Annotated in this window: 14 protein-coding genes; 2 read left to right on the top strand and 12 right to left on the bottom strand. The window is 57.9% G+C overall.

The annotated features are described in order from the left end of the window. Window positions 1-138: 138 nt before the first annotated feature. The 11 genes from Q0816_RS25255 to Q0816_RS25305 form a co-directional block, all read right to left on the bottom strand. A complete protein-coding gene (locus Q0816_RS25255; RefSeq protein WP_298855914.1) occupies window positions 139-1131 on the bottom strand; it encodes a C45 family peptidase in 993 nt (330 codons plus the stop codon). Window positions 1132-1139: 8 nt separating this feature from the next. Continuing rightward, window positions 1140-2588 carry a biotin carboxylase gene (locus tag Q0816_RS25260; RefSeq protein ID WP_298855916.1) on the bottom strand — a complete coding sequence of 483 codons (1449 nt, stop codon included), beginning with the start codon at window positions 2586-2588 and terminating at the stop codon, window positions 1140-1142. Window positions 2589-2605: 17 nt separating this feature from the next. Further along, window positions 2606-5338: a beta-eliminating lyase-related protein gene (locus Q0816_RS25265; RefSeq protein WP_298855918.1), complete on the bottom strand. Its 2733-nt coding sequence runs from the start codon at window positions 5336-5338 to the stop codon at window positions 2606-2608. 44 nt (window positions 5339-5382) lie between these two features. Further along, window positions 5383-6351 carry a carbon-nitrogen hydrolase family protein gene (locus tag Q0816_RS25270; RefSeq protein WP_298855920.1) on the bottom strand — a complete coding sequence of 323 codons (969 nt, stop codon included), beginning with the start codon at window positions 6349-6351 and terminating at the stop codon, window positions 5383-5385. Between the two features lie 126 nt (window positions 6352-6477). Then, window positions 6478-6828, bottom strand: a complete 351-nt coding sequence (locus Q0816_RS25275; protein ID WP_298855921.1) for a hypothetical protein — start codon at window positions 6826-6828, stop codon at window positions 6478-6480. A gap of 76 nt (window positions 6829-6904) precedes the next feature. After that, window positions 6905-7423: a VOC family protein gene (locus tag Q0816_RS25280; RefSeq protein ID WP_298855923.1), complete on the bottom strand. Its 519-nt coding sequence runs from the start codon at window positions 7421-7423 to the stop codon at window positions 6905-6907. Window positions 7424-7604: 181 nt separating this feature from the next. Next, window positions 7605-9233: a gamma-glutamyltransferase gene (gene ggt / locus Q0816_RS25285; protein WP_298855924.1), complete on the bottom strand. Its 1629-nt coding sequence runs from the start codon at window positions 9231-9233 to the stop codon at window positions 7605-7607. A 10-nt stretch (window positions 9234-9243) separates the two neighbouring features. Further along, on the bottom strand, window positions 9244-10533 hold the full coding sequence (locus tag Q0816_RS25290) for an FAD-binding oxidoreductase (RefSeq protein ID WP_298855926.1): 1290 nt from the start codon (window positions 10531-10533) through the stop codon (window positions 9244-9246). A 15-nt stretch (window positions 10534-10548) separates the two neighbouring features. Then, window positions 10549-11559, bottom strand: a complete 1011-nt coding sequence (locus tag Q0816_RS25295; RefSeq protein WP_298855928.1) for an Ldh family oxidoreductase — start codon at window positions 11557-11559, stop codon at window positions 10549-10551. A 57-nt stretch (window positions 11560-11616) separates the two neighbouring features. Further along, entirely contained in the window at window positions 11617-13137 is a 1521-nt protein-coding gene (locus tag Q0816_RS25300; protein WP_298855930.1) for a trimethylamine methyltransferase family protein, read from the bottom strand. A gap of 15 nt (window positions 13138-13152) precedes the next feature. Continuing rightward, complete coding sequence (locus Q0816_RS25305) at window positions 13153-15606, bottom strand: FAD-dependent oxidoreductase (protein WP_298855932.1); 2454 nt, start codon at window positions 15604-15606, stop codon at window positions 13153-13155. Between the two features lie 277 nt (window positions 15607-15883). On the opposite strand from Q0816_RS25305, the gene Q0816_RS25310 reads away from it, so the two are divergent. Together Q0816_RS25310 and Q0816_RS26170 are read left to right on the top strand one after the other, a co-directional pair. Beyond that, window positions 15884-16765 (top strand): LysR family transcriptional regulator, encoded by an 882-nt coding sequence (locus tag Q0816_RS25310; protein WP_298855933.1) that lies wholly within the window; start codon window positions 15884-15886, stop codon window positions 16763-16765. Between the two features lie 240 nt (window positions 16766-17005). Continuing rightward, window positions 17006-17185 (top strand): TetR family transcriptional regulator, encoded by a 180-nt coding sequence (locus Q0816_RS26170; RefSeq protein ID WP_367180608.1) that lies wholly within the window; start codon window positions 17006-17008, stop codon window positions 17183-17185. A 369-nt stretch (window positions 17186-17554) separates the two neighbouring features. Here the strand turns inward: Q0816_RS26170 and Q0816_RS25315 are convergent, their stop codons facing one another. Beyond that, entirely contained in the window at window positions 17555-17812 is a 258-nt protein-coding gene (locus Q0816_RS25315) for a hypothetical protein (RefSeq protein WP_298855935.1), read from the bottom strand. Window positions 17813-17943 lie beyond the last annotated feature (131 nt).

A 17943-nucleotide genomic window follows, 5' to 3' on the forward strand; every position in this document is an offset into this window, starting at 1 on the left:
AAACCAACGACGACGAATATGAAGACCAGACCCGCAGACTCTCGTTATGAATGAGGGAGCCTCGGGGGGCAGGTCAATCCTTGTTGGCACACCGAGGCCAGCAGGAGTGTCTTCACCTCCTTAACTGACCCGCAAAAATTACATTTCAGCATAGTGCTCGTCTGTTGGCATGAGAATAGTGCGCGTGCTTTCTGTGAATGCATCCATCGACAGGTCCCATAACGCGCCGGGCCACAACAGTTGCAGTTGCTTCTTGTCTGGTCGGTAAACAGCGGTGTAAAGCGTACCGAACCCGGACGTGAACGCGGTTGAATAAAGCGGCGGGCGCAGGAATGCATCGATAAACCGCTTCTCGCTTTCCGGGTGCTGGTTGAGACGGTTAAGCAGGAACCGTTCACGTTCCACAGTGGCCGTAAAGCGCGCATGGGTGGACCATTCGACATGGCCCTGATGATTGGTCGCCACCGGCACGTCAGTGATTTGCGGATACCGGTCGGGGGCCAGAAACACCGTGCTGTGATTGTACTTTGCGTCCAGAACGGTGACGTTATAGCTCATGTGGCAGGGAATACGACTTAGGCAGTCAACCGCTTCAGCGGTTGTTTCGCAGGTTTGAAGAACATAGCGCAGGATCAGTGGAACGCCAAACCCGTCTCCTACCTCGCGCCGTCCACCGAAGGTGAGCGAAACCGTCAGACCGGCATCGTTGATCCCATCAAGCAAGCCCAGAACACCGTCGCACATCCCGATCACACCGCGCCCACCCCAACGGCTTTTCAGCAGTGCCGCATCAAAGGTTTTCGGATGATAGTCATAGTTGCGCACCAATATGGGAGTCTTGCCGCACCACACCGCTTGGCTACAGCCCGACAGGTATTTAGGCGGGCAGTAGAAACTGAGAAACCGCGCCTGACTGTCTCTGCCGCCAACCAGTTCGACGACCTCTTCGTAAAGCGGCATGATCTCGGGCATGTGCTTTTGCAAGGCGCGCAGGCATTCGCGATAGGTGGGGCGGGCCGAATAGCCCTCTTGAGCCCACCATTTCCGGTAGGCGGGCCAGTATTCGGCAAACAGCCCGGCCAGCTTGGGACCGGGCTGTTCCTCGTCGATTGAGCGAAAAACAAGCGCCATGGGGCTTTCTACATAATTTTGAACGCAGGGTCTTCAATCGGTTGCGCGGCGGGCAGAGGTTCGGCCGTATAAGCTGAAGTGATCCCGTGAATCCACTTCTTAGACTTGTCTGTCAGTTTGAAGCCTTTGGTCATCGACCGCCCGCGCGTCACCAGAATGCCCAGATCGGCCCCTTCATAGCGGTAGTCGCCGACATTCGAAATACGCAGGAAGAACGCTTCATTCTCACCCACCGCGCGGCGGTGATAGTCGAAGCGGTCGAACACGACGCGGCCATCTTCCAGCATCTTGTAGATGCCCGACTGTGGGGCCTGCGTGATGCGGTCAACACTGTCATCGGTGTGTTTGATCACCATCTGCGACCAGCTGTCGATCATGTCCGGATCCGCCCAACGGGCGTTTAGTTCCTCGACATCCAGCTCGAAAGGCTTTTTCGAGAACTCCAGCAGGTGGAACAGGAACAGCGGCGCGTCCGCATGGGCAAAGGCCGCGTGATTGGTCATCGAGCTGGCGCCGGTGATGCGCGGGTTCAACTCACCCAGCCACAGTTCGTCGGTTTTCTTGTCGATCAGGAAGTCGAGTTCGAAATACCCGCGATAGCCGGATTTGCGCAATTCCTCACCGAACTGGAAAGTAAGCTGCCGCGCCTGTTCGCGGGCCTTGGGCGGGAAAGCGGTCGAGAAGATTTCATTCCCGCACCAGCCGCCGCGATAGGGGGTGAGTTCGTTGAAGCCCACAAGCTCGGTCATCAGCGGGCCCACAATGGTGCCTTCCGAGGTCGCACAGGCCTCGATCGCTGCCCCGCGACAGTCGATCCGCTTCATGATCTTGATCTCGCCCTCGCCGACGATTTCGTCCTTGTGCTTGTTAAATTCGGCCTCGGATTTGATGAAGAACGTGGTGTGGCCGCTGTCGCCAAAGGCGGATTGCAGCACCAGATCGTGCCCCAGCCCGGCCTTGTCACAGATTTTTTTCAGGTGATCATAGCTTTTGACCACGCTCAGCGTATTGGGCACAGACGGCACGTCCGCCTTGTTACCGATGCGGACTGTTTCGATCTTGTTGTCGCATTTGGAGCGCAGCTTGGCTTTGGGAAACCACAGCTGACCGCCCAGTTCTTTGACCAACTTCTCGGTGGTCTCATCGAACATCAGGAAAACGAACTTGGGCTTGCCACCGCGCCGCTTGATCAGATCGATGACCTCTTTGTGTTGCAGCAGATAGTTGTTGATGTCTTCGATCGACTGGAACTCATCATGCGGCATTTCGGAAGGGACAAAAACGTTCGGATGCCGCCCGTCGAAGCAATCCATGTAGCAAATATAGGTGAAATTCATCACCCATTCATCCAGCCCCAACAGGTTGAAATTAGTCGCCGATACGAAATAGATCGGGTCCTTGTTGGTGTGGAAATAGCGGCGGATTTCCGAGATGTTCTTTAGCACCTTCTTTGGCATGTGGTCCTCCCAGTCCTTTATGTTTTCTTGATCGATTTCAAAGCGTCTTCGGTAAAAATTCGCAGGCCCAGATCGGCGCGGAATCCGTGGATCTCCGACACGTCCAGTTCCTGCATGAATTTGAGAATTTCGGGGCTGATCACCTGCCCCGGGACCAGAATGGGAAAGCCCGGTGGATATGGAATCACGAAGGTGGCCGAAACCATCTCTTCCCCGGCTTCCAGCCGTTCCAACATCTCTTTGTCGGGTTCAACGTAGTCGCAATTATCTTCGTCGTAGGACAAGAAGAACGCCGTGCGGATGTCTCCCGCCTCGGTACCTGCTTCACAGCGGAACGCATCGTGGAATCGACTGAAATCAGGCAGCGGCGGGACGTGTTCGCTCAGATTGCTGACGCGCTTGTCAAAGGCCCGTTTTTCCATCTTCGACGCATCGTCCATCAGATCGTCCAGTTCCTTGGCGATCTCGACCAGCACCTCGATCAAATAAGCGACTGAGCTGCGCGTGGTGCCGATATTGGTCATGAACAACACCGTATTGCGCGAAGTCTTGTTGATCTGGATACCGTATTTGTCCATCAGAATCTTGGTCTTGAACGTGTCGCCATCCCAGCCGGTCGCGCCGACATGCAGGGTGATCCGGGTGGCATCCAAAACAAACTCGTCCTTGGCCCAACAATCCCAGACATCGGCCCAACCCTGATCGGGATCGAAATAGCTGGTCATGCCGCTTTCGCGATATTGCTCGGGGATCATGTCGCCCGCCGTGACCAGCCTGAAGTATTTTTTTAGAAGCGGATGGGTCGACACCGCTCGGCGGATCGCCATCGCGCTTTCGACCTGCCGCTGGACGAACTCATAACCCTCGATCTCGACCTGACGGCGGCCTACATCCAACGAAGCGATGATCTGATAATTGGGTGAGGTCGAGGTATGAGTCATATAGGCCTCGTGAAACGCCTCTTCGACTGCACCCTTGAACTGCTGATCATTGACGTGGATCATCGACCCCTGCCGCAAGGAGGTCAGTGTCTTGTGGGTTGATTGAGTTGCATAGACCCGGACCCGCGCATCAGGTGGCGCGATCAGACGGGTGTCAAGCAAGACCTCGTCATCCGCGCCTTCGAGAGCAGTCTGTTGGGCTTCGTAAGCCTCGGCATGTTCCGCCGTACGGAATTGTTCGCGCAGAATATTGGCCGACCGCATTGCAGTGCGCACACGGGAATTGGGCGCAAATCTTGCATAGGCGAACCACGCCTCATCCCACAGGAAAACCAAGTCTTTCTTGATCGCGAGACATTCCTGCATCACCCGTTGAACGTTGTAGACGATGCCATCGAATGTACAGTTGGTCAGCAGCACCATCCGCACGCGGTCAAGCTTTCCAGCAGCGCGCAAGGCCAACAGCTTGTGTTTGATCTCTCGGATCGGAACCGCGCCGTACATCGAATAATCGTGCAGCGGATAGCTATCCATGTAGACAACGCTCGCCCCCGCCAGAACCATGCCGTAATGGTGAGATTTGTGGCAGTCGCGGTCGACTAAAACAATATCGCCCGGCCGTACCAATGCCTGAACCACGATCTTGTTGCAGGTCGAGGTGCCATTGGTGGCAAAGAAAGTCTGCTTGGATCCAAATGCCCGAGAGGCGGCCTCCTGAGCTTCTTTGATAGGGCCTTTGGGCTCCAACAGTGAATCCAGACCGCCCGAAGTAGCCGAGGTTTCGGCCATGAAGATATTCGAGCCGTAGAACGCCCCCATGTCCTGAATCCAGTGGCTGCGGCTGATGGACTTGCCGCGACTGATCGGCATGGCGTGGAAAACGCCAGTGGGCTGCTTCGAATATTCCTTCAGCGCCGTAAAGAATGGCGTTTTATAGCGCCGCTGCACGCCGCGCAGGATGTTCAGGTGCAGTTCCAGAAAGTCTTCCTGATTGTAAAACACACGCCTGCACAGACCCAGATCGAGACCCGCAATATCCTCGGCTGAGCGGTCTGTGATTAGGTACGCATCCAATTCAGGGCGCAGCATACCGATCCTGCGGCAAGTCTCAGGCCCGTATTCGGAAGGCGTCAATTTTTCAAGATCGGCACCCTCGCCATAAAGGCTGATATAGCGACCCAATACGTTGGTTTCGTTCTTGGACTTCAAACTCAAACCAGGGCGGACGATGACCGCTTGCACATTCTGGTTGAACAGAACCCCGATCAGTGCGTCCTCGACACTGGGGACGATCACAGTTTCATAGATAAACGGGTCTTCACTTCGGCGCATCCGTTGCAAGCTGGATTGCAAGAACCGCTCTTGATGCTCGTTGACTTTGTCGACAATCATTACTTCGAAATATGGCCGGCCCAGCGCGCGGGCCTCATGGCTCTGGGTCGATTCATCCTCGAACTCATCGACTTCAGTCTCATCCGCGATCAGCGGGATTGAGCGGCGACGATAGGCACCTGAGGTAAGCGCCCGCGATACTCGACGCACAGCGGTCGAGAAATCGGCGAAATTTCCATGATCCAGCAAGCGGCGCAAATAATCGAAGGCTGAACCACCTGGGAATGCAAAATACATCTCAATCGGAGCCAGCGCCAGAAGCAACTTTCGCGCGCGGTCCCGGTCCTTGTCGTTGCCACCCTGGTCCAGGGATTCAGCCGTCTCCCGCAGCGCGCTCCATCTATCGGCCCTCAGTTGTGAGGCGCTGTAGTAATCCGAGATAGTGTGGAGCTTTTCGCTATCGGAAATGCCGTGCATGAAATCCATGTCCTTTCTGCCGATACCGAAAAGCCGCCTCGATATCAGTCTGTGCCTGAACGCCCTTCGTAGGGATAAAGATTGTCGGTTTCGGTCGCGATGTCTTCACTATATCCCAGCGCCGTTCTGGGGTCGGAGGCTGCAACCCCTGCGACATCACCTTTCTGCGGAATGCGGAGCGGGCCCAGAGTATGCAGATAGGCATCAGCCCCGCTGTTGCGGTCATAAACCGGGAAGTCCGCCTCGCGATCCCTGAAACTCTTGAGCACCTGGCCCAGACCTTTCAATCCGACTTCGCGCTGACGACGGACCTGATCCAGATCGATCTCGATCGGGAAGATATCTTCCTGCCCAGCCGACTGGTGCAGCACAGTGGCAGATGGGTCAACCACTAGCGAACGGCCAACGCCGCCCGCAGCCAGACCGTTCACATCGAACACGTAGCACTGGAACTGAGCAGCAGTGGCTTTGGCAATCGACAGTTCGGCCTCGCGGTCGGTGGTGCCGGTCAGAACCGGGTGCAACAGAACCTCAACTCCTTGGCTGGTCAGGTGGCGGGTGGTTTCAGGGAACCAGATGTCATAGCAGATCGACAGGCCAAACCGGCCTACATCCGGCACATCAAAGATGCAGAACTCGGTGCCAGAGGCGATGTTCTGTTCATAGGGTTTGAACGGGAACATTTTGGAATATTTTGAGATGATCTCACCTTCGGGGTTAATCACCACCGAAGTGTTGAAGATCCGCCCGTCTTCGTGCTTTTCGAACATCGAGCCGGGGATCAGCCAGATCCCATAACGCCGCGCCGCATCCTGAAAACGCGACAGGTCGTCATTTGGAAAGGGCTGTGCAAAACGGTCAAGCGGCCCATAGGGGGCCAGCTCGCTGAACAGGGCCATTTGGGTCCAGGGGAATCGTGCCATCATCACATCGATCCGGTGCAACATCGCGTCGACATTCGAGTGCAGCGCGCCCACGTGCATCTGAATTCCGGTGATCGCAAAAGGTGTCATTTAGCTTTCTTCTCTTTTTTTCTTACCGATTGCGATCGCCGTTGTGATCCGGCATTCTTCATCGGAACATAAAACCGCGCGTTGGCGCAAGCCTGCTGTCTGCGAGGCTAGTCGAAACCTCTTCGCTCAGCCTGTTTCTTCTTCACCCGTGTCCTCACCAGGCGATTCCACAAAATCGATGTCATTGCGGACCCAGAAAAATCGGAATCCGCAGCTGCGCAGCCACTTTTCCAGCCGATCGAGACTGGTCCATTCCCGCCGCAACCCGCGCGTAGATTCAACCAGTGCCCATTGGCCATCGACCAGAAAATAGACCGTCCAGGTGTTGGGGTGCGCCGAATGATTTGCGAAACCACCACTAACCACCTCGCGTACCGCTCGGACAGCTACCGGATAATCTCCCAGACGGTTTTCTGCAGCCAAGATAGCCAGATCGTTTTGTCGGATCGTGAAGGTCGGAAAGGGAGCGTCACTCATGGATCGACTTTTCTCGTAGTGGAAAACACCCGCTCCGGTTACTCACGATCGGATAATTGTTCAACCACGGCCAAGATCACGCGGCCTCGGTCTGCGGATCAGCTTCATCAAGCTTGGCATCCACAGAATCATCGGCCTGCAATGCCCGGAACAGTTCCTTGCGACGCTCGCTGATATCCTCGGATTTGAGGTTCTCGATACGCGTCGCCAGTGTCCAGATATGACCGAACGGATCGGTAACCGTAGCGCAACGCTCGCCCCAATAGGTGTTGATTGCGTCCGAAATCAAGTTGGCGCCGTTTTCCAAAGCGTTGGCAAGCACTCTGTCTACGTCTTCGACATACATGTGATGGCCAACCGGGATGACGGTGCCAGGAACGGTCGGGAAATGTGCGCCCCAACCGACTGTGACAAACAGCATTGAATTGCCGATCTTGATCGAGGCAAAGCCGGGGGCCTCATCCGCGTCATAGGCCTGAATCTTCGCATCAAAGGCGCTTTCATAGAAAGTCAGCGCGGCATCAACGTCAGCCACGGCAAGCGATGCGGTGCAGGTGCGGTATCCGCGGGGCAAAGTGGCAGGCTTCTTTTTCATATCCGAAATCTCCGAATAGGGCGGAGGTTGCCCGGTGAGACACGCGGGGATAATCCCGCACTATGCGTCATACTGTGGATCAATTAGGCGAATATTGCAACACCATGACGCATAGTGCTGTAAATTTTGCCGAGATGAAAGCGGCGGCTCATCCGAACCGCCACGATCTGATCCCGCAGGGTTACTGCCCCAGCGCCACACCTTCACGGCGGGGATCGGCGGCACTTATCAGTTGACCATCCTTGATCAGGATCGCATGCAGGCCCGAGTTCAAGTCGACGACTTTGATCTCATGTCCCTTGGCGGTCAGCGCCTCGGCAAAGTCTGCCGCAGCAGTTTCCTGCTCTACGTCCATGCTGGATCCATTGCGGTGCACGAAGTGACCGGTTTCGGTGGCATCCTGCGGGTCCATGTCCCAGTCGAGAATCGCGATGATGGTCTTGGCCGCATAGTTGATGATGCGACTGCCACCAGGCGAACCGATCAACAGATAGGGCTCGCCATCCTTCATCACGATGGTCGGCGACATCGAGCTACGCGGACGCTTGCCGCCTTTGACCCGGTTGGCCACCAAACGATCGCCATCCTTGGGGGCGCGGTCAAAGTCGGTCAACTCGTTGTTCAGCAGGAAGCCCCGCACGAAGACGCGGCTGCCAAAGAAGGTCTCGATGGTCGTGGTCATCGACAGCGCGGTGTGATCGCGCGGCGGCTCACCCGCTTTGCGCTTTTCACTGGCTGCCGCAGGGTCGATCATTTCCGAGCGCAGTTTCAGGTATTCCTTGTCCAGCAGGCCCTTGACCGGCACGTCAACGAAATCGCTGTCGGCCATGTAAAGCGCGCGGTCGGCATAGGCCAGCTTGGCGGCTTCGGCATAGAGGTGCGCCAGTTCGGCGTTCCAGCCGGTGCCCTTTAGGTCAAAGTTGTTCAGGATACCCAGAATCTGACCCACGGTCAGACCACCCGAGGTCGGCGGGCCCATGCCGCTGACGTCATAGCCGCGATAGTCGGCGCAGGCCGCGGGGCGGATCTTGACCCGATAGGCAGCCATGTCTTCCAGCGTGATGTTGTTTTCCACCTTAGAGGTCGAATCCACCGCGGCCACGATATCCTCGGCAATCGGGCCGTGGTAGAAGGCGTTCGCGCCCTGATCGGCTAGAATACGCAGGGTCTCCGCGAAATCCGGGTTCTTCAGCAGTGTGCCCTCAGTCAGTGGGCTTCCGTCTTCGTTAAAGAAATATTCCTTGGCACCAGAGAAGACGTCCAGATAGCGGTCGATGGTCGACTGGATCGAGTTTGCCATACGCGGCGACACTTCGAATCCGTTCTCTGCCTGTTCGATGGTCGACTGGAACAGCGAGGCCCAGTCTTTCTTGCCGTACAGGTTATGGGTCACTTCCATCAGGCGCAGGATGCCGGGCACGCCCACAGCCTGCCCACCCGAGATCGCCTCGGCAAACGGAATCTTCTCGCCTTCGGCGTTCAGGAAACGCTCGGGCGTGGCTTTGGCGGGCGCTTTTTCGCGTGCGTCAAACGTGGTTAGCGTCTCGGATTCCGCATCGCAATATAACAGAAACGCACCGCCGCCGATGCCCGACGATTGCGGCTCGACCAGGTTCAGCATCAGTTGCACGGCGATCATCGCATCTGCCGCGGTACCACCTGCGGCCAGCACGTCATAGCCCGTCTTGGCGGCAATCGGGTTGGCGGCCGAGACCATGAACTCGGTGCCGGTGACTGAATCCTTGTCCTCCCAACCATATCGCCCATCAGCGCCCGAAACCATCATCCCGATGGAACTGAGGCCAATCACACACTAACAATCAAATTGGACCAGTCAGATGAGGCTGCTCAAACCTCCCGACCGGACCCCACCCAAAGCGATCCGGCCTGAAGGCCTGAATGTCTGTGCGGGGCGGTCGGCCAGCAATTTCGTCCGCCACCAGACGCGCGGTAGTTGCGCCCAGTGTCAGACCCAATTGCCCGTGGCCCGTGGCGAAGGTGACATTCGCCAGCCTTCCGCTTCGACCTATGATAGGACGGGTATCGGGCGTGAGCGGGCGGCGACCAAAGCGCCGTTCCGCCTCGCCCGTCCGCAGGCCGGGCAGAACACGGTGGGCTTTTTCCACCAATATGTCCGCGCGGCTCCAGTTAGGCTTTGCCTCGGCACCGGCGAACTCGATTGTACCCGCGACGGCAAGGACGCCATCATAAGGCGTAATGCCAAAGCCGCCCGTGGCGTAAAAAACAGTGTGGGACAGATCGACGCCGCTGTTCCTCAAAGCGGTCGAGTATCCGATGACACCCTCAATCCGCAGCGTAATATCCAGCTTTGCCGCAAGGTCCCGAGAGCGCGTGCCTGCGGCGATGACAAATTCATCGGCGGCTATGACGCGCCCGTCATTCAGCGTCACCGTCTTTACATAACGACCCTCCCTGTCGAAGCTGACGGCGCTGCCACTGACGACCGAGCCGCCACGGCCGAGAAAGGCTCCATGCAGCACTTCGACCAGCCGCTTGGGATCGGTTACGAAGCTCCAATCTCTCAGCAAGGCTGCGAATTTGAAATCCGGCGCAAGAGCTGGGTCCATTTCATGCGCTTCGCCGCCGCTGATTTCTTCGATGGAGCATCCAAGCTCGCGGGCCAGATCAAAGGCTGCGGACATGACGGCGCGATCCTCTTCGCCGTCGAACAACTTGATGACGGGGCGTTCGACCAACAGCCCGGGTTGCCCGATATCGGCAAGCTGCGCCTTGAAATCTTCCGTTGCCGAAAAGGTCAGACGAGCCAGATCTGCCGCGATTGAACGCATTTTGTCCGGGCGCGCGTTGGCGACAAACCGGGCAAACCACGGTGCCAAACGCAATGCGGAGCCCGGGCGCAGTGTCAGAGGTGCCTTGGGGTTCATCAACAGACCGGGCACTTTCAGCAACATTCCGGGTTGTGAAAGCGGTACGATTTCCCCCACTGCGATACAGCCGCACGAGGCCCAGCTGGCGCCCTCACCTACCGGGCCCGGATCGATAACGGTGACCTGGTGCCCCTCGGCCTGCAAAGCCAGCGCGCAGGAGATACCCACGACACCGCCGCCGATTAACGCCATTTCAGGCATGTCTTCCGACCTTTCCTACAAGGACTGCAACTGCGCGAGCAGGTCCGAGGCAACGACGACACCGTTCGTTTCTGCTGTGGCACGGTTTTTCAAACGCCCGTCACCGGGCACCCGCGCGGTCCCATTGCCATCAATTTCGGCGCAGATGCGGGTGACGTAGACGTTGAACGCGGGATTGCCAAACCGGCTCGGGTCGATCGCAATCAAGGTCGCACCACCTTTGATGTTGAGGGCCCCAAAGGACTCGCGCTCCTGATTGTCGGCCGACAGGGTACCCCCGGCCAGCGCGGCACCCAGCACCTCGATCAGGAAGGCAATGGCGGCACCTTTGTGTTCGCCAAAGGGCAGCAGGCTGCGGGTTTCCAGAATGGCGTTCGGATCGGTTGTCGGCTGACCCGACGTATCCAGCCCGCTGGGCCGCGGCAGGTCATGCCCTTCGGCGGCGGCCATGCGCACGTCCATCAGCGCGGCAACGGATGAGGCCTGATCCCAGACCACCGGCTCGGCCCCTTCGCGCGGGCAGGCAAAGGACATCGGATTGGTGCCGAAGACGGGGCGCAGCCCCCCTTGGGGCACGACCATCGACAACGAATTCACAACGCCCAGCGAGACCAGCCCCGCCTGCGCCAGTGGCTCCGTGTCAAACCGCAGCGCGCCCAGATGGTGGCAATTGGCGCAGGTGAAGGACGCGATACCGTTTTCCCGGGCCATCCCAATCAGCTCATCCCGCGCCTCCACCCCGACGATCTGGTAGTAGCCATTGTCTCCATCACCGCGCAAAACGCCCGGCGCAATGCGTTTAACGGTGGGATTGGCAGTAGGGTTCGCATAGTTCGATTCAAAGCTTTGTGCATAGACGGGCAGCATCCGCAGACCATGGCTGCGCGGGCCATCACGTTCGGACCGCATTACCAGATCTGCCAGAATTTCACTTCCGCGCTCGTCCATGCCAGCGGACACAAGGACAGATTTGGCCAATGCCTTCACCTCTTCGAGTGAGAGCGTTTTCGTCGGGGCGTCGGTCATAAGCCTCTTCCTGTCCTTGTGTCTGGCTGGCGGGCGCTCGCGCGCCCGTGTTTTCAGTTACGAGTTCTGATATTCCAGCTTCTTCTTGGCAACAAATTCGTCAAGTGCCCCGCGCTGATCATCCGGCATCGGCGGCTTGACGTAATTGTCCAGAATGCGCTGCGCCTCTTCATTGCCTACGGTTTCGGCGGTCTTCGACCCTTCCGCTTCCCACTGTTCGAAACTGTCATTGTTCTGCAGTGGGTTCATGTGCATCGGGTTTTCCCGGGTATGGTCCGTACCCAAGAAGTGACCACCGGGACCGATCTCGGCAATGTCACCCAGAATTGCGTCCAGGTTTTCATCCTCAAGCCCGCTGAAGAACCGGTGGAAGTTCTCAAGCTGCCGGGTGTCCTGCACCCATTTCGAGTAGCTGACCCCAAGCGCGCCTTCCAGAAAACCTGCCGAATGCACGATGTAGTTGGCCCCGCCCAGCAGCACTGGCCACATGGTGTTGGCCGTATCGAACGCCGCCTGCATGTCCGGGGATTTCGCCCCGGTCCACATCGTGCAGGTCCGCCATGGCACGCCATAGAAGCGCGCCAGCTGACCCACCAACAGGTTCATCAGTCCCGGCTCGGGCGAGCCCATCATCGGCGCACCAGTCTTCATCGACACACCCATAATCGCCACGCCCAGAACCATCGGCGCGCCGCGCCGGATGATCTGGCTATAGGCCATGCCCGCCAGTGACTCGGCAATCAGCAGCGCCACGCCGCCCTGGGGGCTGGCGGGCGTTGACGCGCCTGCCAGAACGAAGGGCGACAGCAGGCAGGGCTGGTTGGCATTGGCGTAAACCCGCAGGCTTTCCAGCATGGTTTCGTCCCACACCAGCGGCGTGTTGCAGTTCAGCAGCGCGGCCATCACCACGTTGTTGTCCACGAATTCGTCGCCGAACACGATGCGGGTCATCTCAACCGAGTCGCGCGCAGCCTGTTCCGACAGCACCGATCCCTTGATCGGTTTGTCCGTCAGCGTCAGCGCCGCATGGACAAGCTCAAGATGGCGCTGTGGCACGGGCACGTCCTGCGGTTCGACCGGCAGGACGCCCGGAACCATCATCGACTGGCTCATCTGGCTGAGCTTGAAGAAGTTGTGAGCATCTTCCAGCATCGACGGGCGGCGCACGCCATCCAGCCCATAGACAAACGGGGCACCGTAGGCGTTCGCAAACACCGAGTTCCGGTTGCCGACCCGCAACGAACGGTCCGGATTGCGCGCCGCATAGCCCCATTCCGACGGAACCGCCGAGATCAGGTCCATCAACATGTCCCGACCGATACGGACCCTCTCTCCCTGAACATCCGCGCCGTAATTCTTCCAGTCGGCCAAGGCCACAGGGTCACGGAATTCGATACCGGTGGTCTCAAGGATCGTCATTGCCGCATTGTGGATCTTCTCGACCCCTTCGGGGCCAAGCAGATCAATCGGCCCGACTTTGCGGTTCAGCGTCGGCAGGTAAACCGGTGGCGGATTGGTGCGGGCCTGCACCCGCGCTGCGCGGCCACCCCGGCCAGAACGTGCTCTTGCTTGTGTCATTACAACCCCTCCGGATCAGGCGCGCGCGCGGGCGCTGGTTGGGTCAACGGCGCAGACATCGATCACCTCGGCGTCACGCATTTCGTTGTGCACCATCACCTGTATCTTTGTGCCTGGTGCGGTCATGTCCTGCGGCACCAGCGCCATCGCGATGTCGTGGTTGCAGTAATACGAAAACCCGCCCGAAGTGACGCGACCGATCAGTTTGCCATCGGCATAAACGCCCTCATCGAACATGACCGAGGTATCGCAGAATGGCAGTTTCAGCGTGACCAGAACATTATACCCGCCCGCCTCTTTCTGAGCCAGAAGCGCCGCCTTGCCGATGAAGTCACGTTCGCAGACCTGCCCGCCGACTTTTTCAGTCATGGCCACAAAACGGCCCAGATCGGCCTCGTACGGGGTTAGGTCCTTGCAAATCTCGCGATTGATGGCGCGATAGGACTTCTCAAGTCGCATGGATTCAAGTGCCTCAAGCCCGAACGGTTTAACGCCTGCTTTCAGCAACTGATCCACGATATGGCGGTTGTAGCCAACCGGGTGGTGCAGTTCCCAGCCAAGCTCACCGGTATAGGACACGCGCAGCAGGTGCACACCTTTGGCATAGCCCACTTCACCCATCTGCGCGGAAAGCCACGGGAAGGCCCCGTTCGACAGATCGTTGTCCGTCAGCTTCGACAGGATTTCGCGCGAGTCCGGACCGGCCAGCGCGATCACGCCCAGTTGCTCCGAGATATCCTCCATGATGACAGAGCCGTCCTTGGGCAGCAGGAGCTGCATCTGATCCCAGTTATAGGCGCGCCAGTTCGGGGTCGAGATCAGATAGAAGTCATCTTCGGCATAGCGCACGATGGTGTATTCCGCATCCATGCCGCCATTGTCGTTCAACATCAGCGACAGGGTCATACGGCCCACCTTGGGTAGTTTGTTGGCCATCAGACCGTCCAGCCATTTGGCAGCACCCGGTCCGCGCACCGTGAACTTGGTCATTGGCGACATCTCGATAAAACCAGCCTCTTCCCGGGTACGGCGTACCTCTTCCTGAACCAGTTCCATGTGGTCGGTGCGGCGGAAGCCGTGCTCGGGAATGGCCTCTTCCGGCGACTTGGCGAACCAGCGGGGGAACTCGTAGCCGTTGAAGCTGGTCCAGACCGCGCCTTGTGCTGTCAGCAGATCGTAAGAGCCCATGGTTTTCATCGGGCGTGCCTCGGGGAAGTCTTCACCCGGAACATGCGCGTTCATATGGGTACCCCAGGTTTCGCGCACCTTGTCCATGGTCCAGCGCTTGGACGCATAGTCCGAGAAGCGGCGTGGATCGAGTTCCGACATGTCCATGCCCGGATCGCCATTGACGATCCACTTGGCCAGACGGTTGCCCACGGTGCCGCCCCACAGGATGCCACCCGGCATCCCTTCGGCCAGCCACAGGTTCTCATGCCCTGGCGCGGGACCGGCCAGAGGCAGCTCGTCCGGGGTCATCTGGAACGGGCCGCGGGTGTTGGCCTTGATGCCGACTTCGCCCAGCGTCGGGACACGTTCGATGGCGCGCTCCCACTGGGTTTCCACGGCGTCGAAATCTTCGGGCAGCAGGTCGGCGCCAAATTCGGGCGGCACGCGGTCTTCGGCAAACAGTTTGAGGTCCTTGGTGAACTCATAGGGGCCGAACTGGATGCCGCCCACGTCCTCGCGCAGATAGGCACCGTAATCCTCGTCGCGCAGGATCGGGAATTCTTTCAGGCCTTGCGCGCGACGCTCTTTCAACAGCGGCACAGTTTCGGTGGTCCAGTATTGGTGCACGATCGGGATACAGGGCAAATCCAACCCCACCCGGCGCGCGTTCTCGCGGGCATAGTTGCCAGTGGCAAAGATTAGATGGTCACAGGTGATCTCGCCCTGATTGGTGGTCACGTTCCAGTGGCCATTGTCCAGCTTTTCGTAAGATTGCGCTTCGGTATTCTGATAGACCTTCGCGCCTGCATCCCGCGCCAGCTTGGCCAGCGCCATGGTGATATCAGCCGGGTTCACATAGCCGTCTTCGGTATGCAGGATGCCGCCGCGAATGTCGGAGCTTTGGTTTAGCAACGGATGAATCTCGGCGATCTCTTCCGGCCTTACCAGCTTGCAGGGCACGCCTGCGGCTTCGGCAATCGAAATGTAGGACTGAAACTCATCCCAGCGCTTCTCAGTATTGGCGACGCGCAACTGACCCACTTTACGCAGCCCGACCGAGGCCCCCATCTTTTCCTCAACCTCAGAATAGATGCGGATGGTTTCCATCGTCATTTTCGACACATTGTGCGACCGCACAAAGGTCACTAGCAGACCCGCTGCGTGCCAGGTCGATCCCGAGGTCAGCGTCGTACGCTCCAGCATGACCGCGTCCGAACACCCATGTTCGGTCAGGCCATAAAGGATCGATGCCCCAACGCACCCGCCACCGACAACCACAACTTTTGCATGCGACTTCATTTAATCGACTCCCTAACTTGCGCCGAATACCGGCAGAAACCCGGACCTTCTGACACGTCTCCGAAGCCGGGTTCGTCCGGGAATGCAGGCAGGCACGTCACCATGTACCCCCCTGCTGCCTGAGATAGGCATCTCCCCGAATGCTGAGGGCCAGCATTGCGGTCAGCGGACCAGTAGGCAATTGCAAAAAAATTCACATTGAGTTAACTTAACTAACTCAAGAATGACACCGTCATAAATAAAATACCGAAAATTAGCCACTACAGGTCAGGTAACTTTGCCCAAAGGCCCATATGAACTTCCCCCGTTTGGTTCGTTGGTCAGCTTCGAGGCCGCGGCGCGCCATGTCAGTTTCAAAAATGCCGCGACAGAGCTGAACGTGACCCCTGCGGCAATCAGTCACCAAGTGAAATCACTGGAGCAGGAGCTGAACTGCTCGTTATTTCGTCGTCACCATCGTGGGGTTGAACTGACCGAAAGCGGGGCCTACCTGCTGGTCGCCCTGCAGCGAGGGTTCGAAGGTATCAGCGAAGCCTTGCTGCAGCTGCGGTCGCAATATGACAGATCCGGAGTGACAATTCGGTCCAGCACGGCCGTCAGTTCGCTTTGGTTGACGCCCCGACTGGCGCAATTCTGGAAAAGCTACGGACACATATCGGTGACGCAGGTCGTCACGGATTTGGGGTTTGACACATCGAAATGCGATCTCAGCATTTTCTATGGGGACGCCTCGCTTGAGAAGGCGAACCACCGTGTTCTGTTTCGCGACCGCATCATGGCCCTTGGCAGCCCTCGGTTTCTGGAACAGAACCGCATTACTGGCATCCAGGACCTGGCGCTTATCCCTTTGATTCATCTTGATGCGCCGGGAACGGAGTGGACAGATTGGCGCGAGTGGACCAACCAGTTGGGCTATGACGGGCCTTTGAATTCAGCGCATCGCGTCAACAATTACACCATTGCCCTTCAGGCCGCACAGGACGACATGGGGGCCGTGCTGGGATGGGAAGGACTGACCTCGGAACTTGTCGCATGCGGGAAGCTGGTCAGCCTGCTGCCGCAGGCGATCTCCTCACCGCTGGACTTTTACGTCGCGCTCCACAACACTACCTCTGATCGCGCCAATCTTGTGTATCAATGGCTGGCGGAGACCACCTGAATATTCCAGTCTTGTTTGTGACTTAGAGCATTTTTACATACTCTTCGGAGACTTCAGCGGAATTTCAGTGCTCGATTAATTCCAGACGATTTCTTTGATCGCCGGCCCGGCGTCATGTCGCCGCCGCCTTGAAACACGTCGGTTTTAGTGAAACCCAATGAAGAGCGATCACTCTACCACCTTTTCATGATTGACATGAAAAACCAGATTGCCGCCCGTCTGCATGGTCAGTTCTAGGAAATGGGCTTTGCCGGACCCGGCGTCGAGGCTCTTCGCGCGGGCGCGGATGTCTCGCTGAGAACCCTCTACAAGTATTTTCCCAGCCGCGAGGCAATGGTCGTGGGCGCGCTGCGGCACCGGGACCGCGTCTATACAGGCTGGATCGGTGTCACTGTGCTCTTAATTACTGGACGCAGATAGATACCGGGACACTTAGATACTGGGACATTTGACCCAATTTTGTGCCCTTAATTCCCGGATATCCACGGGTCGCAGCGAAGTGATTACCCGTTCCCGAAGCGAAAGCAATATGGGGTCGCCTGCCCTATTCATGCCTGTACGCAACGAAGCTTATCCACTGAACACATCGTCCGCGAACTAAGGGCACAGTCCGACTATTAATTATACAGTCCAGCAATTAAAGGCACGGTGACACTTGACGTTTCATTTTCTGCTACAGCGCCCTGCCCGACTGCAGTCCAGCAGGGCGCAATGATTTCATCACCAGCATGGATTGCCCAGCCGACTTGCTGCTTAGACCGCCGACGACACCGGCAGGTGAGCAACCAGTTATGAACGGGAAGGCTGCGTTTCAGAGCTTGCAAACGGATGCGGGGTGAGGCGGTCTTTGATGAAGGCAACATCTTCATCTTTGGTCACGCCCATGGCGTCTGGTTTCACCGGTGGCAGGGTCAGGCCGCCGCTGTTGGATTGCGCCAGGTCTGATCGCGCCTTGGCAAGTGCCGAGTCCAAAAGTCCCATCCAGGTTTCACCGGATTCGAGGATCGCACCATAAAGGTACACTAGCTTTGCTATCTTGTCCCTCATCCTGTCAGCGTCGCCGGTAACGGACGCGCCTCCGAAGCTGTGGCCAACCAAAACGGCTTTGTCGCAAACTTTCGGCTCCGACGCCTCCGTGTTAGTGGCGTCTCAGATTTCGAACGAGGCGGGCAGTGACA

The sequence above is a fragment of the uncultured Ruegeria sp. genome (genome assembly GCF_947497005.1).
Lineage (GTDB): Bacteria > Pseudomonadota > Alphaproteobacteria > Rhodobacterales > Rhodobacteraceae > Ruegeria.